The sequence below is a fragment of the Edaphocola aurantiacus genome, assembly GCF_019797745.1.
Classification (GTDB): domain Bacteria; phylum Bacteroidota; class Bacteroidia; order Chitinophagales; family Chitinophagaceae; genus Edaphocola; species Edaphocola aurantiacus.
Genome location: NZ_VOSI01000005.1, coordinates 42,237 through 65,151, shown reverse-complemented (window position 1 = coordinate 65,151; position 22,915 = coordinate 42,237). Strand labels below are relative to the sequence as shown.

The 22,915-nt window shown below is 45.0% G+C and carries 22 protein-coding genes; 9 read left to right on the top strand and 13 right to left on the bottom strand.

The genetic code is table 11. The features are described 5' to 3' along the window. Positions 1–39 precede the first annotated feature (39 nt). Entirely contained in the window at positions 40–2,010 is a 1,971-nt protein-coding gene (locus FTD44_RS15085; protein WP_222167217.1) for a sensor histidine kinase, read from the bottom strand. A gap of 220 nt (positions 2,011–2,230) precedes the next feature. Here FTD44_RS15085 and FTD44_RS15080 point away from each other — a divergent pair, with 220 nt between their 5' ends. After that, positions 2,231–4,759 (top strand): YCF48-related protein, encoded by a 2,529-nt coding sequence (locus FTD44_RS15080; RefSeq protein ID WP_222167216.1) that lies wholly within the window; start codon positions 2,231–2,233, stop codon positions 4,757–4,759. Between the two features lie 87 nt (positions 4,760–4,846). Here FTD44_RS15080 and FTD44_RS15075 read toward each other — a convergent pair whose 3' ends face one another. The 3 genes from FTD44_RS15075 to FTD44_RS15065 all read right to left on the bottom strand — a co-directional run bounded on the left by FTD44_RS15075 (position 4,847) and on the right by FTD44_RS15065 (position 6,106). After that, positions 4,847–5,284 (bottom strand): VOC family protein, encoded by a 438-nt coding sequence (locus FTD44_RS15075; protein WP_222167215.1) that lies wholly within the window; start codon positions 5,282–5,284, stop codon positions 4,847–4,849. Positions 5,285–5,334: 50 nt separating this feature from the next. Continuing rightward, a complete protein-coding gene (locus tag FTD44_RS15070; protein ID WP_222167214.1) occupies positions 5,335–5,706 on the bottom strand; it encodes a DoxX family membrane protein in 372 nt (123 codons plus the stop codon). Between the two features lie 106 nt (positions 5,707–5,812). Next, positions 5,813–6,106: a hypothetical protein gene (locus FTD44_RS15065; protein ID WP_222167213.1), complete on the bottom strand. Its 294-nt coding sequence runs from the start codon at positions 6,104–6,106 to the stop codon at positions 5,813–5,815. A gap of 174 nt (positions 6,107–6,280) precedes the next feature. Here FTD44_RS15065 and FTD44_RS15060 point away from each other — a divergent pair, with 174 nt between their 5' ends. Continuing rightward, the gene (locus tag FTD44_RS15060; RefSeq protein ID WP_222167212.1) at positions 6,281–6,673 is read left to right on the top strand and encodes a DUF1398 domain-containing protein; all 393 of its coding nucleotides are present in this window, start codon (positions 6,281–6,283) and stop codon (positions 6,671–6,673) included. 95 nt (positions 6,674–6,768) lie between these two features. Here FTD44_RS15060 and FTD44_RS15055 read toward each other — a convergent pair whose 3' ends face one another. Both FTD44_RS15055 and FTD44_RS15050 read right to left on the bottom strand, forming a co-directional pair. Then, positions 6,769–7,338 carry a Crp/Fnr family transcriptional regulator gene (locus FTD44_RS15055; protein WP_222167211.1) on the bottom strand — a complete coding sequence of 190 codons (570 nt, stop codon included), beginning with the start codon at positions 7,336–7,338 and terminating at the stop codon, positions 6,769–6,771. A gap of 9 nt (positions 7,339–7,347) precedes the next feature. After that, positions 7,348–7,737, bottom strand: a complete 390-nt coding sequence (locus FTD44_RS15050; protein WP_222167210.1) for a VOC family protein — start codon at positions 7,735–7,737, stop codon at positions 7,348–7,350. 324 nt (positions 7,738–8,061) lie between these two features. Between FTD44_RS15050 and FTD44_RS15045 the strand changes: the two genes are divergently transcribed. Further along, on the top strand, positions 8,062–8,790 hold the full coding sequence (locus FTD44_RS15045) for a Dph6-related ATP pyrophosphatase (RefSeq protein WP_222167209.1): 729 nt from the start codon (positions 8,062–8,064) through the stop codon (positions 8,788–8,790). A 42-nt stretch (positions 8,791–8,832) separates the two neighbouring features. On the opposite strand, the gene FTD44_RS15040 is transcribed toward FTD44_RS15045, so the two are convergent. Next, a complete protein-coding gene (locus tag FTD44_RS15040; protein WP_222167208.1) occupies positions 8,833–9,789 on the bottom strand; it encodes a bifunctional helix-turn-helix transcriptional regulator/GNAT family N-acetyltransferase in 957 nt (318 codons plus the stop codon). Positions 9,790–10,111: 322 nt separating this feature from the next. Here FTD44_RS15040 and FTD44_RS15035 point away from each other — a divergent pair, with 322 nt between their 5' ends. Continuing rightward, positions 10,112–11,188, top strand: coding sequence for a calcium:proton antiporter (locus FTD44_RS15035; protein WP_222167207.1), 1,077 nt, complete (start codon positions 10,112–10,114; stop codon positions 11,186–11,188). Continuing rightward, the gene (locus FTD44_RS15030; protein ID WP_222167206.1) at positions 11,188–11,898 is read left to right on the top strand and encodes a hypothetical protein; all 711 of its coding nucleotides are present in this window, start codon (positions 11,188–11,190) and stop codon (positions 11,896–11,898) included. Before FTD44_RS15035 ends, FTD44_RS15030 begins: the two co-directional genes overlap by 1 nt. Before the next feature lie 225 nt (positions 11,899–12,123). Here the strand turns inward: FTD44_RS15030 and FTD44_RS15025 are convergent, their stop codons facing one another. Further along, positions 12,124–12,672 carry a dihydrofolate reductase family protein gene (locus FTD44_RS15025; protein ID WP_222167205.1) on the bottom strand — a complete coding sequence of 183 codons (549 nt, stop codon included), beginning with the start codon at positions 12,670–12,672 and terminating at the stop codon, positions 12,124–12,126. Positions 12,673–13,149: 477 nt separating this feature from the next. Here FTD44_RS15025 and FTD44_RS15020 point away from each other — a divergent pair, with 477 nt between their 5' ends. The 4 genes from FTD44_RS15020 to FTD44_RS15005 all read left to right on the top strand — a co-directional run bounded on the left by FTD44_RS15020 (position 13,150) and on the right by FTD44_RS15005 (position 15,238). Continuing rightward, complete coding sequence (locus tag FTD44_RS15020) at positions 13,150–13,695, top strand: GNAT family N-acetyltransferase (protein WP_222167204.1); 546 nt, start codon at positions 13,150–13,152, stop codon at positions 13,693–13,695. Beyond that, a complete protein-coding gene (locus FTD44_RS15015; RefSeq protein WP_222167203.1) occupies positions 13,695–14,036 on the top strand; it encodes a tRNA-binding protein in 342 nt (113 codons plus the stop codon). The genes FTD44_RS15020 and FTD44_RS15015 overlap by 1 nt, the downstream gene beginning before the upstream one ends. A gap of 21 nt (positions 14,037–14,057) precedes the next feature. After that, complete coding sequence (locus tag FTD44_RS15010; protein ID WP_129021880.1) at positions 14,058–14,645, top strand: LOG family protein; 588 nt, start codon at positions 14,058–14,060, stop codon at positions 14,643–14,645. A 134-nt stretch (positions 14,646–14,779) separates the two neighbouring features. Further along, on the top strand, positions 14,780–15,238 hold the full coding sequence (locus tag FTD44_RS15005) for a heme-binding domain-containing protein (RefSeq protein WP_222167202.1): 459 nt from the start codon (positions 14,780–14,782) through the stop codon (positions 15,236–15,238). Positions 15,239–15,633: 395 nt separating this feature from the next. Here FTD44_RS15005 and FTD44_RS15000 read toward each other — a convergent pair whose 3' ends face one another. The 5 genes from FTD44_RS15000 to FTD44_RS14980 all read right to left on the bottom strand — a co-directional run bounded on the left by FTD44_RS15000 (position 15,634) and on the right by FTD44_RS14980 (position 22,793). After that, positions 15,634–16,386 (bottom strand): DUF6348 family protein, encoded by a 753-nt coding sequence (locus FTD44_RS15000; RefSeq protein ID WP_222167201.1) that lies wholly within the window; start codon positions 16,384–16,386, stop codon positions 15,634–15,636. Positions 16,387–16,530: 144 nt separating this feature from the next. Continuing rightward, complete coding sequence (locus FTD44_RS14995; RefSeq protein ID WP_222167200.1) at positions 16,531–17,976, bottom strand: efflux transporter outer membrane subunit; 1,446 nt, start codon at positions 17,974–17,976, stop codon at positions 16,531–16,533. Beyond that, the gene (locus FTD44_RS14990) at positions 17,960–21,142 is read right to left on the bottom strand and encodes an efflux RND transporter permease subunit (protein WP_222167199.1); all 3,183 of its coding nucleotides are present in this window, start codon (positions 21,140–21,142) and stop codon (positions 17,960–17,962) included. The genes FTD44_RS14995 and FTD44_RS14990 overlap by 17 nt, the downstream gene beginning before the upstream one ends. A 46-nt stretch (positions 21,143–21,188) precedes the next feature. Next, the gene (locus FTD44_RS14985; protein WP_222167198.1) at positions 21,189–22,283 is read right to left on the bottom strand and encodes an efflux RND transporter periplasmic adaptor subunit; all 1,095 of its coding nucleotides are present in this window, start codon (positions 22,281–22,283) and stop codon (positions 21,189–21,191) included. Positions 22,284–22,448: 165 nt separating this feature from the next. Next, positions 22,449–22,793 (bottom strand): hypothetical protein, encoded by a 345-nt coding sequence (locus tag FTD44_RS14980; RefSeq protein ID WP_222167197.1) that lies wholly within the window; start codon positions 22,791–22,793, stop codon positions 22,449–22,451. Positions 22,794–22,915 lie beyond the last annotated feature (122 nt).

Sequence of the window (22,915 nt, the reverse complement as noted above, 5' to 3'; positions counted from 1 at the left end):
TCCGGGCCTGAGGGTCCGGATTTGATGGATACAACAAATTTAAGCAACCAGTATATTCATATCAATATCTACGCGGGTACCACCGGAAGCATTAGCCCGCCGCCAGCGTACGGTCCCGAACAGACGGGATATATTGCGACTGATATTGCCTAGTCCATAACCTGAACTACCGTAAGGTATGTCTTCGGGATCTTCAGGCAGGGTATCCATCCCTACTCCATTATCTTCAATGTTCAGGTGGTAATTATTTCCTTTGGTTTCTATATAGACTTTCACCTCTGTAGCATGTGCATGCTTCACAATATTATTAATCAGTTCTTTGAAGGACAGGTATATCATGCGCCGCTGGAAAGAAGGTATGGTTTTATGCTCATCATCCAGCCGTTCTTCACTTTTTAAACTGATATTGGCCTGCGCCAGGAATTTACGGGCAAAACTGATCATATAATTATTCAGGCTACAGATATTATCATTCGAGGTATTCAGGTTCCAGATAATTTCATTGACCTGCTGGTGCAAATTATTGGCTGTATTTCTCACCATATTAAGGTGTTCCTTTTGCCCCGGAAACATTTCTATCATCTCTACAGCCATAAGGGTCGAAGTAAGTGTAGTGCCCAAGTCATCATGCATCTCTCTTGATATACGCGTACGCTCCTCCAGCAGTTGATTCCGGTGCTCAAATTCTCTGCGCTTATCTAACTGCTTCCAGTACATCTTCTCCAATAATCGTTTTTTCTTCCAGTAAAAGAATATATAAATACTTCCGGCAAAAGTCATTATAGCTATTATGGTCACAAAAATCACATAATAGCGCTGATTCTTGGCTTCATATTCCTTGGCCTTGATAAAGTTGTCATTAGCCAGTTGCTTCATCTGTTCTTCATACTTCAGCAGCCGGTCATTCTGAACATTGCTATTTACCTGTTTTAAAATTTCAGTATAGTGCTGTAGTGCTCCCAGCATAGCGGCCTGATTGCCCATCCCCAGCTGGATTTTATACGCCAGGTCATAGTACAAAAACTTACTGTTCAGTGAATATCTAGCAGTATCGGTATTGCGCTCCATTTCTTCGAATATTTTTAATGCCGCAGCATACTCCTTCTTTTTCAAATAATAGTTCACAATCTTTCCATAAGCCAGTTCTGTCATATTAGTTTCACCAGAGTGTTTTAATGAATAATCTATACATCGGTATAAATAATAGAATGCGCTGTCTGGTTTATTTATGGCAAAATAGTATACTCCCAGGTTATTAAATAACTGAGGAATCGTACTTTCAATCTGTAGAGAATCATAAAGATGTTTGGCCGCCATAAGACATGTTTGGCCAATATTCCGTACAGAATCATTATCAGCATTAAATGTGCGTGCATAGGCATTGGATAATACTATGATATCCCGTACAGGCATTTTGAACATAAGCGCACTCCGTATCTTAGGCTCATAATAAAATGCTGCTTTAGAATAGTCTTCCCGCATAGCATAAAGTTCTGACAGCGATGATTGAATATTTCGTTCTAAAAAGTCGTCATTAGACTTTTTTACGTATTCGAGTGCTTTAAGATTATTTTGAATGGCAGAATCATACATTTCCCTTCCATGAAAATATGTCCCTGTACAAAAGAATGCCTCGGCAATCAGGTTCCCGGCCTTTACATTTTCATGTTTAATGATATACCATAAACTATCTTTATATATCCTTGCTGAATCGGTATTCCTTGCAATGCGGGCATATAAAAAACCGAGGCCATTATAATATTCAACAGCACTTATAACAGGATCATAACGATCATTCATTTTTCTCAACAGAGAAGCTAATTTTCTGGCACTATCAGTATTGGAATATGAGACATCAAAGTAAATAGCATTTATACTATCTCTATATGCCTGATCAGCGGGAGAGAGCCGGATAATGGCCGGCTTGGTAACATCGGATGTACAACTGATCCATAATGCGGCCAACACTAATGCGACAAAGTATACTGAGGTGCGGATAATAGTATTCATACACAATAGATGTCGTTTAAAAATAATCATTATGCCTGTGATTACATAGCTGATTATTGCAATGTAATTGTTATTGTAATTGCACCTATTAAAACTTTATCATATACAATTGATTATCAACTACTTTTATGACAATAAACTGACTTATCTATGACCTGGCGCTGACAAAAATCCCCCCTCCCGAATCTAATTTTGCGGCCACAAATCAATTAATGAAGTAATGAATGTAAAGATGATAGCCCTTGCGGGAGGGTTAATGGCTACAACAGCGGCCTTTGCACAGACAAACCGGCATAATAACCTGGGCGCAGCAGAGCACCTCTGGAAAATGAAGAGAATCAGTAATACAGAATTTATGGCAGTGGGTAACGGCGGTGCTGTATTGAAATATAATACCAGCTGCAATGACTGGATACCGGTTGATGTGGCCGGTACCGGCGTTGACTTCCGTAATATCTCTTTTCCTGTTGCTCTGACGGGATATATCAGCGGCCCTTCAAACGCACTGTACAAGACAACCGACGGAGGCAGCAGCTGGGCCTATATCAGTCCTTCGGCAACCGGCCTGACCAATGCCAGTATACAGTGTGTCCATTTTATCAATGCAGATACGGGCTTTATTGCCGGTAGCCAGATCGGGGTATCCGGTGGTGGTCGTTTTATCAAACGCACAACCAACGGCGGTAATACCTGGACAGATGTAACACCTGCAACAATAGCCACCAGTACGGTGTATGATATGGCCTTCTTTGCACCAGGTGTAGGTATTGCCGTAGCCACAAACAATAAAGCCTTCCGTACCACAGACAATGGACTGACCTGGACGGCCGTAACCACACCAGCCACGGCTTATTCAGTGGCCATAGCGGATCAGAATACTGCGGTAGCGGTCGCCAACACTGCGGTGATGCGCACTACAGATCAGGGATTAACCTGGACTACGGTAAGCACAAGCGCCAGCGGTATACAGGGGGTACATTTTTACGACGGGCAAAACGGTATGCTTACCGGTGCTAATGGTGCTGTATTATATACCGGCGATGCAGGCCTTAACTGGACTCCCATCCCCACTCTCTTATCACAAAAGGTATATGATGTGGTAATGACCGGCCCGAAAACTGCGGTAGCAGTGGGTGCCAACGGTGTCGTGTTTGACCTGGACAAGGATCAGCCGTTCCACCGCCTGTTCGATGAGCGTTTCTGCCATCCGACCGACAGCGTTACCTATCCTAAATATTTCAGTAATGATCTGTCCGGAGCAAGCAATCCGCGCAAATGGTTTTTCGAAAATGTAAACGAGAATGAGAACGGCCTGGAAGCCTCCGGCTGGTTCCCGGGCAAGTTTGCACTGTATGATGCCTATTATTATGAAGATGTCCTGAACCAGCATGCTAAAGACAGTGCATTTATAGAAACCCGTACACTGGACTTCAGCGGCACTACAGCCCTGTCTTTGCAATGGAATGAGGCTTTTTATACCCATCCCGGTTTCCGCAGTGCTACACGCATCGACGGGTTTAATGGCAGCAGCTGGGTAACTTTATATACAAACAGAGGTCTTGATTTCGGCGATGGTGTAGCCTCTGCCATTTTCCCTACGCACAAACGCAATATAGATATTTCTGCGCTGGCTGGTGTAACCAATGCCAGACTGCGCTTCTATTATCTTGCACCCAATACCCAGGATGGTCTGAAGAATTTCTGGGCACTCAGTGACATTGAAGTAAGAACGCAGACTACAGATGTAGCGACCGATTCCTTAACAGCTGTTGCGACAAACTGCCTTAACCAGCAACCGCAGGACATTACCCTGCACTTCAGCAATCCGGGTACATTAGATGTATTCCCATTACAGTTTGGCTGGAGCAGTTCCGATGGGCAATCGGGCAGCAATGCTATATATGATGTATTGCCTGCAGGCACCAGTGACCAGTTTACGCTGATTGATGATTTCATTCCTCAGGCGGCAGGTACGGTAACGATCAAAGCCTGGATCAGCAATACCCCAAATCATAACTATGCCAATGATACGGTAAGCTTAAGCCTTACCTACCTGCCCTCTGCAACCGGAGCAGGTATACTGGGCGCCGATACCAGCATATGTCCGGGTAGTACCCTACAGCTGAATGCGCTGCAGGGCATGAGCAATATCCAGTGGTCAAACGGTTCTGCCAATACAACTCTTAATGTACAGCAGGCAGGTACCTACTATGTTTCGGGTACCTTAAATACCTGTCCGGTAAGTGATACCGTCAATATAGCATTGTACAATGTGACCACACCAGTATTAAGCGAAACAAATGGTGTGCTGCAGGTGAGCCCTGCCACCTATACCCAATATGAATGGTATCAGGATAATGTACTGATGAATGCTGCATCTCATGCTACGCTGCCGGTTACAGTTGCCGGCACTTATATGGTGAAGGTTAGCACACCGGATGGTTGTACAACAGAAAGTAGCCCGTTCAGCTATACCCCTACCGGTATCCGCGAGCAGATCAATGCCGCGTCCATACGCCTGTATCCGGTGCCGGTACTGCAATCGCTGGTGATCGAGTCAGTAAGCCAGCCCTTACAACAAGCTACGGTTTATGTATATGATGTGCTGGGCAAAGAGGTGATGAAGGCAGGTATACCAAACAATGCAACCATTTACAACATTGATATGCAGCAGTTTACTGCAGGCATCTACATGATAAAAATTACAGGTAAGCAACTGATGTTTACCGGAAGAATAGTTAAACAATAAAAACAAAAAACAGTACACCTTAACAACAACGAGAAGAGCTGCTTATACAAGCAGCTCTTTCTTTTTAATAAAATGACCGGGTGACGATTATTTATTTTTGTGTTGTTCGTTGTAGGTCATCATCCAGTTTACACCATACTTGTCTGTAAGCATACCGAAATAGTCGCCCCAGAAAGTGTTGTTCAGTGGCATGCCGATCTTACCACCGTCAGACAGTCCGCTGAAAATGCGATCTGCTTCTGCTTTACTATCTGCAGAGATAGATACGGAGAAGTTATTGCCCGGTACATAGCCAGGGGCCCACTCTGCGCCGCAGTCACTGCCCATTAAGATAGATTGTCCGATCGGTAAGGATACGTGCATTACTTTGTTTTTGTCCTCTTCAGGAACGGTATAATTTTCGTCTTGCGGCATTTCGCCGAAACGGCCCAGGTAAGTAAAGTCTCCGCCGAATACAGATTTGTAGAAGGTGAATGCTTCTTCACAATTGCCGTTAAAGTTCAGATAAGTGTTTGTCGTTGCCATTTTGTTTGGTTATTTATAGGTTACACAATGTTTATATAGTCTTGTTGCAATTACTGTACCAGCAGACTGTATTTCTTACGGTTATCGGCAATGATCCAGATATTTACCAGCAATAATACCCCTGCAATCCCCAGACCGGAAGGCATATATACTGCATTATGCAATACGATACCCACCATTACCGGTAAAATAATGATAGCCCCCAGTGCCCTTGTTTTAGGGAAGATAAACAGCAGGCCACCCAGGATTTCTACAATGGCTACCAGTGGCATCAGCCATTTGATGGTACCAAATGCCTGGTTCACCATAGCCATTTCACCCTCCATCGGAGGCATAGGCATGTAATGGAATAATTTGTCGAGGCCGGCGTTAAGGAACATCAGTCCGAATAAGAGGCAGATAATAAACTTGACTACTTTCATTTGTTTTGTATTTGGTTTTGAGTGAATAAATAAAGTTGAATGATTACAGGATCGGCTTCTGTAGCCGCTTCTGTAGCCTATATTTATAGTAAGTGCCCGCCCGAACCTATATACGGTGCGTGCCGGACAACTGAATTGTCTGTGTAGTAAGCGGAGACGTAATGGAAGTACCGGACATCAAATCCTGTCCGGAAACAATGTGCCTGTAGTGGTCGTATTTCTTCTTGTCGTTAAGCGTTCGATAGATCAGGATTGCAGGAAGGGAAAGAAACCCTGCAAGAAACAGGTATGGGTAAATATAGTGGTCATGCAGGCCCACAGCCTGCTCCAGCCAGCCCCGGAGCAGCAAGACCGTCATAAAGACAAGGGTCCCTTTAAATTCAATATTGTAGCATTTCATAGTAACTTTCAGTTCAGGTCAGGAACTCAAAAATAACATTTTTAACGTTTATTTCCATGCACTTTAACATGCCCGAAGGCCTGAATACATGATATAACAATTCCTACAAAACTGGTTTATAATGATTTTGTATATTTACGCACATTAATATATTTCAAAAAAATCACACCCGTTATGTTTACCGTATCACAGATAGAACAGGCACATGAGAAAGTCACTTCCGGCGCGGATTTCCCACAGTATATACAGGAGATAAAAGCTATGGGTGTCAATGCTTTTGAGACCTGGGTGCACGACAGCCATACCGATTATTATGGCAAAGAAGATTTTCATATAACATCCGCAGCGCAATACGAAACTCTGGGTATCAGCGATATCACGAATGAAGCACAGTTCCGTCATTACCTGCAAATACACCAGCAGGGCTTAACGGATTATATAACCTTCTGTACACATTGCGCAGAAACAGGTATTGAAAAATGGATTGTATCGCTTGATGATATGACCTGTACCTATTACGACAAACAAGGTAATAAAGTAGTAACAGAACAAATACCAGGAGCATAAGCTGGTATTTGTGTTCTGGCATGCATGAAGCCTTCGGATATACTTTTCCGGTCTTAGAGATCCTGTTGAAATACTAAGACCAGACAGGTATTTGATTACAGTACAATCCTGCGTATGCGGCTGAGTGCCTGCGGTGTAATACCTATATAAGAGGCAATATCTTTAAGTGGCAGTTGCTTCACCAGCTCCGGCCAGTCCTGCAATAGTCTGCGGTAGCGGGTTTCAGCATCATCCGTCAGCAGTGATAGCTCTCGCCTAACTTTAGCAATGTACAGCCCCTCTACGATCTTACGCGCTATGGTATTGCCTACCCCGGACTCTTTATATACTTGATGCATATCATCGTACGAGATCCGGAGGATCTCTACATCCGTTACGGCTTGTATCTGGTATTCTGTCGGGATACGCAACAGGAAAGAGTCGTAGGCACTGAACGATGAATTGGGAAAATGAAAATTGAAGGACACATTCTGGCCATCTCTCAGGAAGGTGTAGCGCACAATGCCTTTATTGACAAATGAAATATAGTTCTCTACCGCACCATACTTCAGGATAATTTCTTTCTTCTTAAACTTTACCTTTTGTAATCGCCTGGCCATTACATCCCAGTCCTCATCTGATACCGATGCTATTTTATTAAAATTTGCTCTCCAGTTTTCTGACATACTATCTTTTTACGCTTCTTCTGACAATGATACATTCATCTCTACAGCCTGGCCAAATTGCAGGATGTATCCATTATTATCGTAGATGGCAAACTCCCTCATCTCCCATTCAAAAGTTTCAGGAGCATAACATACCTTAACCTTATCTTTCCATTGGAGCCAGAGCGCATCTACAGCATCTGTATTAAAATAAAAACTACCGGTAAATGCAGCTTGTTCAAAAGGAACATGTTCATTTGGCCCGGCCAGCATAATGGATACTTCATCCCGGTACAATGAGGCCCAGCGCCAGGTTTCATTGTATTCGGCAAGTGTAAAACCCAGCACTCCGGTATAAAACCGGATCGTCTCCTCCAAGTGGTTGGTACGGAGTATGGGCCTTAATGCAGTAAGTTTCATAATGTACTGTTTACGATACAAATATCACAAAATAATAACATCCCGAATCTATCGGCTTGTTAAAGGCCCGCAAATATTTCACACAAAAAGCTGCCCATAGGAGCAGCTTTAAAATATCGATCGTTTTACAGAGGTGTGTGGTCTTGCCTTGCTAGTGGCAAAAGATTGAGTGTGGTGCGTTTCTGAAGCGAAAATACTTCTGCCATAAAACTACAGCAAGAATGGACAATAGCAAACATTTAAGCTGTTTTTTATTCCATTTCTTGCATACGGTTCACCTGAGTTAAGTATAGCTGAACCCCACAATACTGTACCTTTGCGGGAATGGGCAATAAAGTAATCTTCAACTGGAGCGGAGGCAAAGACTCTGCCATGGCTTTACATAAACTATTACAAGCACCTGATTATGAAATCATGTGCCTGCTCACGAGTATCAGCGAACCTTATCAGCGCATTTCTATGCATGGGGTACGTACTGCATTGCTGGAAACTCAGGCTCAGCATATCGGATTACCCCTGGTCAAAATGGAGATACCGGAAATGCCTTCTATGGAAGACTATGAGCGGGTGATGCGAGAAACAATGGATCAACTGGTGGCTCAGGGGGCAGGCTATGCTGCATTCGGTGATATTTTTCTGGAAGACCTGCGGGCCTACAGGGAGCAGAAGCTGGAGCAAATAGGACTGAAAGCTTTATTCCCGTTATGGAAGCAACCTACAGATCAGCTCATACGCGACTTTATAGATATGGGTTTTAAAACGATTGTGACCTGTGTGAATGAGCAATACCTGGACAAGAGCTTTGCCGGAAGAATTATTGACCATGACTTCCTGAATGATCTGCCTGCGCATGTAGATCCCTGCGGTGAGCATGGCGAGTTTCATACGTTTGTATTCGAGGGGCCCATATTCCAGCAACCGGTTGCCTTTACCAAAGGCGAAGTGGTGTACCGTAAATATGGTCCGGCCAAAGAAGAGGACAATAAATCAAAAGATACTGCACAGGATCCTTATGCTTACGGATTCTGGTATTGCGATCTGCTACCGGCGTAGATAATGTCCGAAAACGATAACTAAACATATCCTTTCCATTTATCAATCAAGGTTTAATTCCATCTGTATATTACAGCGCTCATAAGGCGTAGCCCTCCCGCTTACCTTTTTAAAACCTAATTTATAATACAGGTTAATGGCCGGTTTCAGTATTGTATTACTTTCCAGGTACAGCTTAGAGGCACCTGTTTCCTTTGCTGCCTGTATCACCGCCTGCCCCAGCAGCCAGCCAATGCTTTTACCCTGAGCCTTAGGCGACACAGCCATCTTAGCCATTTCATAATCATAATCGGGATCGTCCATCTTAATGAGGGCGCAAACACCTACTGGCTCCCCTTCATACAGTGCCACCAAAATCTGCCCTCCTTTGTGTAGAATATACTCCTCCGGGTGATCCAGCGCCTTATAATCGGCCGCTTCCATTTTGAAATAATTGCTGATCCACTCTTCATTAAGCGAACGGAATGCATTCTGGTATTCCGGCTTATAAGCAACGATCTGTACGTCTTTACCCTCCCTCAGTTTCTTTTGTTCCAGTACCCTTTTAAACAAAGATTTCTGCTCCAGCAGGAATTCCCATTCGGCAATGGCCTCCCAGAGATTGTGGCGTGCTTCTGTAATAATACCTTCCATAGCAGCATCAATATCGGCGCACTGAATTTTAATCAGTTTTGCTGCGACCTTCAATCCTTCTGCGGTCAATCCTACTACATTCCTGCGCTTATCCTCTGACTGAAGGTTATCTTCAGCCAATCCGGCTTTCGCCATTTCCTTGACAATCTTGGTAACAGAAGGCTGTGAATGCCCTATTTCCGCAGCAATATCCGTAATCGTTCGCGGACCTTCTTCCGCAAGAATGAAAAATACCGGAAACCATTTAGGCGAAAAATCGATATGATACAACTCATATATCCGCGTTGCATCTTCAGTAACCTTGGCAGTCAGTAAACGTAACCGGCTGCCCAAAGCCATCTTACCCGTCTTATTGAAAAAATCCATTCAGTATTTATTTTAATATAATCTGTTTCAAAACCGGCTACATTCCTAATTACATAACCGGTTATGCAAAATAATAAAATTATCAGATGCCGGCCAAATATTTCAGCAGCAACAGCCAAATAAGTATAAAAAATATAACCTTACCACCCGGGAAATCTCCTTCTTTTTCCTTAAATTTGAACAGATCGCGAGGCACCATTATCCTGATGCAGCAATGCTTACGGGACAAAATGATGCTATTGCAGTCCGGCTTACCTGCTGTGCGCTATGGAATACCCTGCGCTTAGTTTTCCCTGATCTTTCTAAACAACTCTGAACGTATATGAAGCAATTACTACAATGGTCCATTATCTTTCCAACGCTTGCCTGGTTATTACTATTTTCAGGTTTTATAGATAATAACTGGGCTTTCCAGGTACTCGCGACTATACTATTGTTGTTTTCTGTAATGTCTGCAGTACACCATTCCGAAATCATAGCCCATCGTGTGGGCGAACCCTATGGGACTATTATTCTGGCTATAGCCATTACGATCATAGAGGTTTCTATTATCATCTCACTTATGATCTCGGGCGGAGATGACGCTGTATCGCTGGCAAGGGATACCGTATACTCGGCCACCATGCTCATCCTCAATGGCATTATAGGCCTCTGCCTTTTTATCGGCGGATTAAAATATCATGAACAGAATTTTTCCAAACACTCGGCCACTATAGCACTGGTCTGTCTGGTATCGATTGTTATCCTTACCCTTGTATTCCCCTCCTTCACCACCAGTATCAGGGGGCCGTTTTACTCCAAAGCACAGTTGTTTTTCGTTGCAGGCGCCTGTCTTACTATCTATGCCTTCTTCCTGATTGCACAGACTTCCCGTCACCGCAATTACTTCCTGGCCGGAGACCGAGCGGTAGTTGCTAAAGAAGCACATCCTGTAAAGATCAGCAAAGGCCTGTTATTCCTGAGTCTTGCCTTCCTGCTGGTGAGCCTGGGTATTGTTGTATTATTAGCAAAGAAACTCTCTCCGACTATTGAGCAGATCGTTGTTGCCAATCAACTGCCCAAAGCGCTGGTGGGCGTAATTATTGCAGGAGTGATCCTGCTGCCGGAAGGTGCTGCGGCGGTAATGGCCGCCCAGAAAAATCAATTACAAACCAGCATCAACCTGGCACTGGGCTCTGCACTGGCCAGTATTGCACTTACGATACCGGCGGTAGCGATTACCTGTAGCCTGCTGGATATGGATGTAGCCCTGGGCCTGGATATCAAATCAATGATCCTGTTGGCCCTGTCTGTATTTATCGTCATGCTGTCTCTAGCCAGCGGACGCACCAATATTGTTTATGGTGTAGTGCTCCTGGTCAATCTGCTGGCATTTATATTCCTGATTATTTTTCCGTGATGCAGGGCCTCAGCTTCCTGTCTGGCTTATTATTCCTGTGCCTGTCCCCTGCAGCACATGTATGGGCACAGACCTGTGGCTGTGCCGGCAAACCGGATATTGCAGCGTTTATGCCCTGCCACAAAATCCCGTTCGACAACGGAGCGTCTCTATCCTGGCGGTATAACTGTGACTCTTCCTGGCTTACATTTGAAAACAGCCAGCATCATAAAAGGGTTATCTTCTCCCTGGAGGAGCCCCTGATGGAACTGACCGGCAGACTGGGCTACACGCATATACAGGAGTATATCCATACGTTCCTGGTGCAGAATAATGTCATTTCAGGTTGTTGTACCCCACCCGAATTTCACCTGTATAATAAACAAAATGGGAAGAAGCTCTACGAATTAGGCAGACTTGTATTTTATAGTGAACAGAAAAAGCTGCCTTTTGCTATTGGTATCGCTTATCCGAAAAGAGCGGCGGACTGGGATAAAGGACTTTCTGCACTGATCGTATACAACCTCAGTACCGGCAAGCAATACAGGATAGTACTGCCCGCTACAATAACGATGGAAACATTGAATGCGGCTTCTTATGACCTTAATCCGGAATACCTGTTTGAACAGGCTGTTGTAAAAGGACATACCGTAAATCTGTACTATAGCCTCTCCCGAAATGGTCATGATACAAGATATCATGTACTGATAGACCTGGATAAGTACCGCTGATACGATCATACCGTAAAAACACCCCTTTTAAAACGGTAAAAACGCGCAGCATATCTGCACAATATTTTTTTAGTTTTACGGTACAGTATTCCGGTTCATACCAGACTTAAGGAAATCTGTTTCTTCATGCACCACCTAATTATACAAAAAAGCGATTACCGGGCGGGATACAAGAATGCTCTTCTTTTCATCCGAATATCCTGTCCCTGTTTTCGCTGAATGGTATTACTTCCGGGCATTTGCATAGATAAGTTGCACCACTCCCGAGCGAAAACGGTTTACCTCACTCAATTCCAGGTTTATTCTTTCTTTAAGCTGATCAAACAGCGGATTACCGGCGCCCAGTACTACAGGGTGTACCGATACACGGTATATATCAATCAGGTTATGATGGATAAAGGTTTTGATCAGTTTGGCGCCACCATACAGCCAGATATATTTTCCCTCCTGCTGTTGTATGGCCTTTACCTGCTGCATCAGATCTTCATTAATAAAGGTGGCTCTTTCGTCTGTACTTTTTGCAGATGAAAATACATATTTCTGTTTGGCATGTACGCCCTTCCAGAGGTTTTGCTCTGCTTCGGCAGCATCAGCCTCCGGTTGGTAATTACCCCACATATCATAACTCACACGGCCATAAAATATGGTGTCGATACCAGAAAGAAAACCGTCAAAGTCCATATCATCATCCATAATGCACCAGTCAATCTCCCCATTCGGGCCTTCGATATAGCCGTCCAGGCTGACGGCGAGGTCTAAGATTATTTTTCTCATAGGTATTTATATTTAAGCATTCAAAGATAAGGATTGGGGTGTTTTCGAATGAATAGCTACTTTCAGAAAACAAATATTATTCCGCTTTATTTTGATTTGCTACCTTTTGCCTTGATGCAAAAGGTACCGCAAAAAAATCAAGGCTGTATAAATCCCTGGCTAAAAATCAATGTGTCGGTCGGTCGCAAACCAGACTCACTGCGTTCAGACAGTGGTTTCCGACTTGATCGACCGAGCCAATGATTTTCTTGACGCCGGATTTATAAGGCCAGTCCAGCGATGTCCCATTTTAGTTGGTGCCTCAATAACTGAAAGTTTTGTACCCTGAGGTGCTCGAAAGGTAAGCTCAAACGGACTATCAAAATTATTGATTCAGTTACAATAAATTTCGCCTGAAATGATTTCATAAAAATACCATAACCAACCCGATTGTCACAAAACACTTATCTTTACGGATACCTCATTTCAAAATACACCATGCCTGATATACTCCTGGAAACCGAACGACTATTGCTGAGAGAAATAATTGAAGCGGATGCCACCGATCTTTTCGAAATGGATTCTGATCCTGATGTACACCGCTATATCTACAATCAACCTCTGAAACAGATAGAGGAGCAATATAAAATGATCGATATGCTGCAACAGCAATATCGCGATTATGGTATTGCCCGCTGGGCGGTAGTCGATAAGCTGAATGGTGAATGCGTTGGCTGGGCTGGACTGAAGTTCTTTCCGGAACCCTTCAACGGGCACCAGCATTTCTATGAGCTTGGTTATCGTTTCAAACAGAAGCACTGGGGTAAAGGCTATGCAACAGAAGCCGGTAAAGCTATTGTGGACTATGGTTTTACTCAATTGAACACAGACAACCTCTACGCCATGACGGATGTAGATAACGCAGCATCGCAGCATGTATTGGGCAAACTGGGTTTCCGGTTTATAGAAGTATTTGAGGATGAAAATGGCAGACCAATTAACTGGTATGCCCTGGATAAACAGCATTACAATAAAGAAAAATAATGGATACAAAAGAACTGATCAACTGGAATGATTTTGAGAAAATAGATATGCGCGTAGGCACGATTATTGGTGCGGAGGTATTTGAGGAAGCGCGCAAACCAGCTTATAAATTATTGATCGATTTCGGAGCACTGGGCACCCGCAAAAGTTCAGCGCAGATCACCAAACGATATGTACCGGAAGAGGTAGTAGGCAAACAGGTCATTGCGGTGGTTAACTTTCCCTCCAAACAGATCGCTAATATCAAAAGTGAGTGCCTGGTACTGGGTGCTGTAAATGCAGATGAGGTAACACTTTTAACGATCGACAAATCAGTAGATAACGGACTGAAAATCGGATAAACAACACTAAAACATATACATATGAATATTACCAGTATCGCCGTATTCTGCGGTTCCAGCTCCGGTGCAGAAACTGTCTATGCACAACAGGCATATGCCCTGGGCAAAACCCTTGCGGCACAAGGACTACAGCTCATCTATGGTGGCGCTAAAGTAGGACTGATGGGCGCTGTAGCCGATGGCGTGATGGATGAAGGCGGTCAGGCGATTGGGGTGATCCCTCAATTTCTGCGCACCAAAGAGATCGCACATGAGGGCCTTACCGATCTGATACTGGTTGACACCATGCACGAGCGCAAAACCAAAATGCATGAACTTTCCGACGGCATCATTACCCTGCCCGGTGGTTTCGGTACGATGGAAGAATTGTTTGAAATGCTGACCTGGGCGCAGCTGGGGCTGCATCGCAAGCCTATGGGTCTGTTAAATGTACAGGGCTTTTACGATCCGTTGTTGGCCATGGCCGATGCTATGATGCACCAGGGTTTCCTCAGCAAACAGAACAGGGATATGCTGATCGCTGATGAACATATCGATACCCTGCTGCAGCAGATGCGCAATTATGAAGCTCCGGAAGTGGGCAAATGGCTGGACAAAGATCGTACCTAAAGCAATAATATATGTAGTGATATTAATTTATTATTATTGCTATATAAAAGGAAAATGTGCTATCTTGTGGTATAATGAAGACATGTGGGTTTAGACTTTGCTGATACATTATCATTTGCTTATTCCATACAATCATGACCCCTACAACCCGCAAAAAAATACTTTTAGGTACACTGGCCGCAATTATAGCCATGCAGTTTTTTCAACCTGCACTTAATATTCATTCCCATCCGACACATACCGCTATAGAGAAGCATTTCGACGTACCGGCAGATGTGCAGCAGATACTGAAGACCAGCTGTTACGACTGCCATTCCAACAATACACAATACCCCTGGTATTTCAAACTGCAACCCCTGGGCTGGTGGCTGGATCATCATATAGAAGAAGGAAAAGAACACCTGAACTTTGATGAGTTTGCAACCTACACTGCGGACAAACAAAAACACAAACTGGAAGAAGTTGTAGAAACCATACAGCGACATGAAATGCCCCTGAAGTCTTATACCCTGGTGCATCGTGATGCGCAGCTGAACAGTACACAGCAGCAGCAGCTCATCAAATGGGCACAGCAATTGCAGCAGCGGTTGTAAGGCGTGAAGGCTGAATTCAAAAGTGAAAATTCAAAAGTGAAAAGATAGAAGACATCTCCTGACAAACACTAAAGGAGATGTCTCCACAAGGTCGACATGACGAAGCGATTCTTTCCGGCATTTCGAGCAAATGGAGTGGCGTGGAGATATGTGTATATTACAAATTCTTCAGAGAAAAGCATAACTCATTGTACAGGAAGCATAATCCATTCTGATCATAACATAATTTGTTCTGGCGAAAGCATATCCCATTCTGAAGGCGTAATAATCTGCACTGACGAGATCATATTCTACCCTAACAGTACCATAATTATCTTAAAACGTGTCATAATCCACTCTGGCGAGAGCATAATTCATGCTGATAGCTTCATAATTAAATTTGCTTAGCGCAAAATTTATTTAGATGTTCCTTTTTTGATCAGATAAAACTGTTTGAACATAAATGGTGAAGCTGAAACAGGCCATTTCATTTTTTTCAATGCATTCAATACTTCTGGTGAATGTTTATTGTCAATTCTACATTCACCATCCTCAAGTACTCCGTTATTAATCAACAATTTAAGATCAACAGATGTAATATGTGATGAAGAGGCTGATATAAATGACTGTAGATTATTCATTATCTTCAGTGTCGTAGCATCACTGCCATTAAGCCAGCTACCATCCGGTAACTCTCCTCTGATTCCCATTAATCCCGCAAATACTTTCTTATCATCCAACCGTACATAGCTACTATCTTTAATCATGTTGATGAATGATACACCAAAGGCTCCATACCATTCTTCCAGGCAAACCTGCATCGCCTCCATCCTGTTGTTGCCTATACCAACTGAACCAAAACTCAATTTTAAATTATCATATGAAGTAACAAAATTAGCTGCCAGGAACCAGTTTCCTTCATGTGCTACATCTTGTTCAACCGTAGCCTGGATAGTAATGTTACGATTATCTATATAGATTTTATCTCCATCTGCTTTTATATTAGGTAGCTTCTCAATGGCATCTAAAACAACAGATAGCGCGGCTTTATTTAAAGTATCATTTACAGGAGCAGCAGGCTGGTCAACTCTGGTCACGACAACCTGAGGAGTGGCATTAGCACAAGCCATAAACAAACAAATACAAAACAGGACAGTTGCATTTTTCATAATAGACAAAATAGAAAAGAAGCTAAACTAGCATTTATTTGTTTAATACTAAGATAGAAACAGTGATTTAATCAACTTGAAGGAATAAATCAAAAAAGTGCTGCCTGAACAGGCAGCACCAACACAAACACTAATAAACAAAGTTTAGCTCCAGCCGCCACCAAGGGCTTTGTAGAGCTGTATCATAATCTGCATCTGGTTGCGCCGTGCACGCAGGCGATCCAGGTCTGCAGCCAGTTTACTTTTTTGTACGGCTATGATCTCCAGGTAATTTGCATATGCCGCTACATACATTTCATTGGCAATATCCACACTTCGCGAGAGCGCCTCGGTTTCCAGCTTTTTCAGGTCCAGTACCTTCTGGTTATTGTCCATTTCGCTCACCAGGGTCTTTACTTCCTGGAAAGCACGGTTTACCGTCTGTTGATAACGCAGGAAAGCAATTTCCTGCTGAGATTGTGCTACTTTAAAACCGGTCCGCAACTGATGCTGCCCAAAGACCGGGGCGGTTAGTCCGCCCAGTAACTGTGCAATAAGAGAAGCGGGGTTAAATACCTTTTCCGGATTAAAACTATTCAGCCCCAGGTAGGCCGATACCTGCAGGGTTGGAAAGAATGCCGCACGAATAGCCTTTGCATCAGCATGAGTAGCCTCCAGCTCATAATAATCAGACATGATATCGGGACGATAAGTCAGCAGCTGATTGGGTTGTCCCAGTTTAACAAGGTGAGACAAACCCTTTACATCAAAACTATGGCTGCGGGCAATAGTTCCCTCATAGCGGCCCTGCAACAGGTTCAGCTGATTTTCCGCTGCGCGGATCTGCTGCTTTACTTCAAATAAAGTAGCTTCTGTATTGAGTAACTGCGCTTTAAACTGCTGTACGGCCAGCTCTGTAGCACGGCCCACTTCCTTCTGTACCTCTACTACTTCCAGTGCTTTCTGCTGCAAAACAATGTTCTCCTGCAGGATATCTACTTCAATATCCAGGGTGACGAGTTCGTAATACAGTGCTGCTGTCTGTGTCGTCAGTGCGGAGCGGAGCAATGCCCTGCCTTGCTCACTGGAGAGCACGCGCAGCTGTGCCGCCTTTTTCATCTGTGCCAGTTTACCCCAGAGATCTACCTCCCAGGTGGCATTTAGTCCCAGCCAGAAATCAGGGCTCACTGTAGTATTGATGCGCTGTCCATCTTCTATATTGGGAGAGAGATTGGTATCAAAGTTGCCCACACCCTCCATTGTATACTTACCATAACGGGTACCCGAAGAGCGCACACCTGCTTGCACCGCAGGCAAGAGTGCACCTTTGCGTGCCTTAAGATATGCCTGTGCAATATCGAGCTGATGGGCGGCAATACGGTGATCAAGGTTATGATCCCATACCGCACGAATCAGTTGCTGCAAATGGATATCGGTAAAAAAATCATTGATCTTCAGCTGGGCTACGGTAATCGTATCGGCCGTATGCTGCGGATAGGCAGCAGGCATTGTCTGCGCCTGCTGCACCGGTATATTCTGAGGTATCTTACAGCCGGACAGTACTCCAAGACTAAGGGTTCCGGCCAGTATATATTTAGTTTTTATGTGCATTTTCTGTTTTTTTAAATTCATCTGAAACCTGGTGCTGCACGGAGACAGGTACCACTTTCTTTTTCTTCTTCCTGTCCAGGCTGGCAAACAGCACGTAGAGTCCCGGGATAACCAGCACACCGAATAAGGTACCGATGAGCATGCCCCCGGCTGCGGCCACGCCGATAGAGCGGTTACCCATAGCCCCTGCACCACTGGCCATACACAGCGGAATGAGTCCGGCGACAAAGGCAAAGGAAGTCATGAGGATCGGACGCAAACGCTGCGCTGCGCCTTCGATTGCGGCACGCATAATGGTGAGCCCGTCTTTATGGCGCTGTATCGCAAACTCTACAATCAGGATGGCATTCTTACCCAGCAAGCCTATGAGCATGACCAGGGCTACCTGTGCATAGATATTATTGTCCAGTCCGAAGAGTTTCAGGGAGATAAACGAACCGAAAATACCGGCCGGTAAACTCAGGATCACCGGTAGAGGTAACAGGAAACTTTCGTATTGTGCGGCCAGCAGCAGGTATACGAATATGAGGCAGAGCCCGAAGATATACACCGCCTGGTTGCCCGACAGGATCTCTTCACGGGTCATACCACTCCAGTCAAAACCATAACCACGGGGCAGCTTCTCTGCTGCCACACGCTCTACCGCCTTAATCGCATCGCTGCTGCTGTAGCCCGGTGCAGGCTCTCCATTGATCATGGCGGAGGTGTACATATTATAGCGGGTCAGCTGTTCCGGGCCATATACCCGTTCTATGCGGGCAAAGGTTGAGAAAGGCACCATCTCTCCATGGGCATTCTTGACATACTGATGCAATACATCCTGCGGCTCGCGGCGGTATTCCGGTGCAGCCTGGACCATTACTTTATACATCTGCCCGAAACGAATGAAGTTAGTTGCGTAATAGCTACCCAGCAGGGTTTGCAGGGTATTCATCGCATTATCTACCGTTACATTCTTCTTCGCTGCCATATCATAATCAATATGGATCATGTATTGCGGGAAGGTGGCATCAAAGCTGGTAAAGACATTGGTCACCTCCGGTGTAGCCTCGATAGCTTCTATAAATTCTTTAGTGATCTCTGATGTCTCTGTTACCGTACCGGCACCACGATTGAGCAGGCGCAGTTCAAAACCACTGGTATTACCAAAGCCCGGAACCGTAGGCGGGGCAAAGACTTCAATCTTCGCATCGGTAATCCGTGCCATCAGCACATTGATGCTGTCCATTACTTCATTCACCGTTTGCTTACGGTCTTTCCAGCCTTTGAGGTTGATCATAGCCATGCCATAAGAGGCACCGGCAATCTCATTGGTAAGGCTGTAGCCGGCCAGTGTGGTTACACTCTCCACACCGCCGACCTTCCCGGTCATTTTATTCAGTTCATCCAATACCGTCTCTGTACGTTCTACTGTAGCACCCTGCGGAGTCGTTACATTGACATAGATCATACCCTGGTCTTCTGTCGGGATAAAGCCTCCGGGCAATATAGCCGCAGCACCCCAGGTGGCTACGAAGAAAGCGACTAATAGTCCCATAGTAAGCAAACGCTTGCCTGCGGTACGTTTCAGCACTTTCTGATAACCCTGTGTGGTTTTATCAAAACCACGGTTAAAGCCGTTGAAGAAGCGTTGCAGCCATCCTTTTTTCTTTGAAGGATCAATGTGCTTCAGCATAATGGCACATAAGGCCGGGGTAAGCGTAAGGGCATTAATCCCGGAGATGACAATAGCAAAGGCCAGTGTAAGAGAGAACTGGCGGTAGAATACACCCACAGGTCCGCTCAGGAAGGCTACCGGTATAAACACGGCAGACATCACGAGGGTAATGGCAATGATGGCCCCGGTAATTTCTTTCATTGCTGCAATCGTGGCTTCGAGTGGCGGCATATGTTCTTCCGTCATTTTCACATGCACAGCCTCAACCACCACAATGGCATTATCGACCACGATACCGATGGCCAGCACCAGTGCGAATAAGGTCAGCAGGTTGATGGAGAAGCCCAGCATCATCATAAAGGCCAGGGTACCGATAAGCGATACGGGTACAGCCAGTACGGGAATGAGGGTCGAACGCCAGTCCTGCAGGAAAATAAACACGACGACACCTACCAGCAAAAAGGCTTCCAGCAGGGTTTTGAGTACGGCTGAAATAGAAGCATCCAGGAAACGGGATACGTCATATGCCATACTGAACTCCATACCCGGAGGGAAGGAACTTTCTTTAAGCTCGCCCATCTTGGCTTTGATATTATCAATTACCTCGCTGGCATTGGAGCCGGGACGCTGCTTGATCATGATCGAAGCGGCAGGACGACCACCACTCTTGGACACCATACTGTAACTCATGGCACCAAATTCTACATCGGCCACATCTTTCAGCTTCAGTATAGAACCATCGCTCAGGGAACGGATGGCGATATTGCCGTACTGATCCGGCTCTGAGAACTTGCCGGTGTAGCGCAGTACGTATTGCAACTGGTTATGCGCCTTTCCGGAGCTCTCTCCGGTCTTACCCGGAGCTGCGGAAACGTTCTGCTGGCGCAGGGCTTCGATCACTTCGTCGGCAGATACATTATAAGCCAGCAGTTTATCAGGCTTCAGCCATACCCGCATGGCATAATCTTTCTGGCCCATGATCTCGGCACGGCCTACCCCATCAATACGCTTTAATTCCTTAAGGATATTGATGTCGGTAAAGTTGTAAATAAAATCTTCGTCTGCATTGTTATCGGTACTGGTGATGTTGAGGTACATCAGCATACTGTTTACCTCTTTCTCGGTGGTTACCCCGGCTTTGATCACCTCTTCGGGCAGTTCATCCAGCACAGTGGTGACGCGGTTCTGCACGTTTACGGCAGCTACATCGGGATCGGTACCCACTTCGAAATAGACGGTGATCATGGTCACACCATCATTGCCAGAAACAGTGGACATATAGGTCATGCCGGGCACCCCATTGATGGCCTTCTCTAAAGGAACGGCTACGGCATCGACTGACACTTCGGCATTAGCGCCGGTATAGCGTGCGGTTACCGAAACCGAGGGCGGTACGATATCGGGGAATTGGGTGATCGGCAACTGGAACATGGCCAGTACGCCGATCAGGGTTATGATGATCGATATCACGAGCGATAATACCGGTCTTCTGATAAAAGTTTCTACCATTATATTGAAATTCGTTTGTTAATCGTATAGTAAATAAACCGGCATTTTAGAGCTGTGACTGCCTTGTTTTGATCACCTGTCCTTCTCTTAAAGACTGTATGCCCTCCAGTACTACCTTATCTTTGGTATCCAGACCGCCCTTAATCAGGTAGTAGTCTGCCACACGCTGGGCTACTGCAATACTGCGCTGGCGTACGGTACCCTTGTCATCTACGACGAATACATAATTCTTATCCTGTATTTCAAACACGGCTTTCTGCGGCATGAGCATGGCTTGCTTCATTGGCCTTGTGATTAAGAGCCTGCCGGATGCTCCGTGTCTCAGGATCTTTTCCGGGTTCTCAAACTTTGCTTTATAGGCGATGTTACCGGTGCTGGCATCGATCTCACTCTCTGCAGATTCCAGCTTACCGTGGTGCGGGTAGGTAGAGCCATCGGGCAGGATAAGGCTTATAGATAAAACCTCCTGTGTATCGCCATGGCTACGGATTTTAAAAAACTCGTTCTCACTGATATTGAAATAAGCAAATACGGAATGAATATCGGATATAGTGGTGAGCAGGGAATTGGAGGCGAGCAGACTACCCTCTTTGAGCGGAATACGGTCTACTATTCCGTCGAATGGTGAAGCGATATGCGTATAAGAAATGCGTTTTTCTACTGCCGATTTATCGGCCAGGGCCACATCTGCTTTAGCCATCATGGCCCTGTACTTGGCTTTAGCCAGATCCAGTTCTGTCTTGGTAATGATCTTTTTATCGACAAGTATCTGCACACGCTCTACCTCTACCTGCGCCACACGGGCATCGGCCATTGCACTTTTATAAGCAGCATCGGCTTTGGTACGCTCGATCTGCAGTTCACTGTCGTTTATTTTAAACAGCAGCTGTCCTTTATGCACAACCTGTCCTTCTTTGATGTATATTTTCTCCAGCATACCTTCAATGCGGGCATGGACTTCTACATTCTTATAAGCCTGTATATCGGCTACATAGGGAATATTAAGCACGGTGTCTTTCTGACGGGGATGGAACACGGGATACACGGTTACCTTGTCTTCATTTTTTGCGGAACGCTCATTGCCGCAGCCTGTTGCTAATATAGCGGCTGCAAGGATATACATCCAATAATTTCTGATCATTGTATTGATAAAAGGAAAATTACGAATAGCCATACAGGCGACTTCTTACAAAGCCTCCGGTACAGGAATTAAAAATATAGTAATAGAATACCTGATGCGAAGCGCAGGCGCTATGCATAGGTCTACATGCCTCTGGAACAGAGGCTGGTTAAGGGATGCAGCTGACTAAAACAAATGCTGGAGAAAGAGTAAACCGAAGCAGACTTCCTGCATGGCCCGGGCATTTACGGGACAGGCATGATGGCCGGTGATAAGGCTTGGGTAACTGACAGCAACACGATCTTCCAGCGGAGTAAACGGCTCTACGATGAAAGCCTGCGGAAGATGGACTTTACGGACAATGGCCGCATCGTCATCAGGATCGTCCTGGTTTTGCTTGGTCTTTTTGTGTTTGGAGACACTGCATTGCTGCAATGTTTGTTGCTGTATGAAGCCCTCAATAGTGTCGGCCTGAAGGCCGAAGAAGATCAGTAAAGGTAGCAGTATGTGACTTAGCTTCCTGAAGTTCATGACAGATTGAAAACTTTTTTTGAAGTGTCGCAAAGTTAAGGAGAAGCCCGCGGAGTGCACGGTCCTTTATGGCCCGATTCAGAGAAGATTTTGTTAAAAGGATACTGACTATCCGCAAGCAG

Bases quoted from the DNA above. Each gene is read 5' to 3' on its own strand.
- FTD44_RS14990 (WP_222167199.1), bottom strand. From the start codon at position 21,142: ATGGTAGAAACTTTTATCAGAAGACCGGTATTATCGCTCGTGATATCG.
- FTD44_RS15035 (WP_222167207.1), top strand. From the start codon at position 10,112: ATGAAGCAATTACTACAATGGTCCATTATCTTTCCAACGCTTGCCTGG.
- FTD44_RS15025 (WP_222167205.1), bottom strand. From the start codon at position 12,672: ATGAGAAAAATAATCTTAGACCTCGCCGTCAGCCTGGACGGCTATATC.
- FTD44_RS15015 (WP_222167203.1), top strand. From the start codon at position 13,695: ATGGATACAAAAGAACTGATCAACTGGAATGATTTTGAGAAAATAGAT.
- FTD44_RS15030 (WP_222167206.1), top strand. From the start codon at position 11,188: ATGCAGGGCCTCAGCTTCCTGTCTGGCTTATTATTCCTGTGCCTGTCC.
- FTD44_RS15070 (WP_222167214.1), bottom strand. From the start codon at position 5,706: ATGAAAGTAGTCAAGTTTATTATCTGCCTCTTATTCGGACTGATGTTC.
- FTD44_RS14995 (WP_222167200.1), bottom strand. From the start codon at position 17,976: ATGCACATAAAAACTAAATATATACTGGCCGGAACCCTTAGTCTTGGA.
- FTD44_RS15040 (WP_222167208.1), bottom strand. From the start codon at position 9,789: ATGGATTTTTTCAATAAGACGGGTAAGATGGCTTTGGGCAGCCGGTTA.
- FTD44_RS15005 (WP_222167202.1), top strand. From the start codon at position 14,780: ATGACCCCTACAACCCGCAAAAAAATACTTTTAGGTACACTGGCCGCA.
- FTD44_RS15080 (WP_222167216.1), top strand. From the start codon at position 2,231: ATGAATGTAAAGATGATAGCCCTTGCGGGAGGGTTAATGGCTACAACA.
- FTD44_RS15000 (WP_222167201.1), bottom strand. From the start codon at position 16,386: ATGAAAAATGCAACTGTCCTGTTTTGTATTTGTTTGTTTATGGCTTGT.
- FTD44_RS15020 (WP_222167204.1), top strand. From the start codon at position 13,150: ATGCCTGATATACTCCTGGAAACCGAACGACTATTGCTGAGAGAAATA.
- FTD44_RS14980 (WP_222167197.1), bottom strand. From the start codon at position 22,793: ATGAACTTCAGGAAGCTAAGTCACATACTGCTACCTTTACTGATCTTC.
- FTD44_RS15050 (WP_222167210.1), bottom strand. From the start codon at position 7,737: ATGAAACTTACTGCATTAAGGCCCATACTCCGTACCAACCACTTGGAG.
- FTD44_RS15065 (WP_222167213.1), bottom strand. From the start codon at position 6,106: ATGAAATGCTACAATATTGAATTTAAAGGGACCCTTGTCTTTATGACG.
- FTD44_RS14985 (WP_222167198.1), bottom strand. From the start codon at position 22,283: ATGATCAGAAATTATTGGATGTATATCCTTGCAGCCGCTATATTAGCA.
- FTD44_RS15085 (WP_222167217.1), bottom strand. From the start codon at position 2,010: ATGAATACTATTATCCGCACCTCAGTATACTTTGTCGCATTAGTGTTG.
- FTD44_RS15060 (WP_222167212.1), top strand. From the start codon at position 6,281: ATGTTTACCGTATCACAGATAGAACAGGCACATGAGAAAGTCACTTCC.
- FTD44_RS15075 (WP_222167215.1), bottom strand. From the start codon at position 5,284: ATGGCAACGACAAACACTTATCTGAACTTTAACGGCAATTGTGAAGAA.
- FTD44_RS15045 (WP_222167209.1), top strand. From the start codon at position 8,062: ATGGGCAATAAAGTAATCTTCAACTGGAGCGGAGGCAAAGACTCTGCC.
- FTD44_RS15055 (WP_222167211.1), bottom strand. From the start codon at position 7,338: ATGTCAGAAAACTGGAGAGCAAATTTTAATAAAATAGCATCGGTATCA.
- FTD44_RS15010 (WP_129021880.1), top strand. From the start codon at position 14,058: ATGAATATTACCAGTATCGCCGTATTCTGCGGTTCCAGCTCCGGTGCA.